The 403-nt window shown below is 63.8% G+C and carries 1 protein-coding gene; it reads left to right on the forward strand.

Going from position 1 to position 403, the window contains the following annotated elements:
• Window positions 1–403, forward strand: a 403-nt coding sequence (pth, locus tag EOA75_RS33765) for an aminoacyl-tRNA hydrolase (RefSeq protein WP_127326202.1), incomplete at both ends; no start/stop codon positions are given.

Consider the following 403-nt stretch of genomic DNA (forward strand, 5'->3'; position numbering starts at 1 on the left):
TCGGCAATCCGGGCGCGAAATATCAGAACAACCGGCACAATGTCGGCTTCATGGCGGCGGACGCGATAGCCCGCCGCCATTCCTTTTCGCCCTGGTCGAAGAGGTTCCAGGGCCTGATCGCCGAGGGCGCCCTGGGCGGCGAGAAGATCCTTTTAATCAAGCCGCAGACCTTCATGAATTTATCCGGCCAGTCGGTCGGCGAGGCGTTGCGCTTCTACAAACTCGATGCCGCCGCCCTCACCGTCTTCTACGACGAGATCGACCTTGCCGCCGGCAAGCTCAGGGTCAAGGCCGGCGGCGGTTCCGGCGGCCACAACGGCATCCGCTCGCTCGACCAGCATGTCGGCAATGCCTATCGCCGGGTGCGCATCGGCGTCGGCCATCCCGGCGTCAAAGAGATGGT

The organism is Mesorhizobium sp. M1A.F.Ca.IN.022.07.1.1 (assembly GCF_003997575.1).
Classification (GTDB): domain Bacteria; phylum Pseudomonadota; class Alphaproteobacteria; order Rhizobiales; family Rhizobiaceae; genus Mesorhizobium.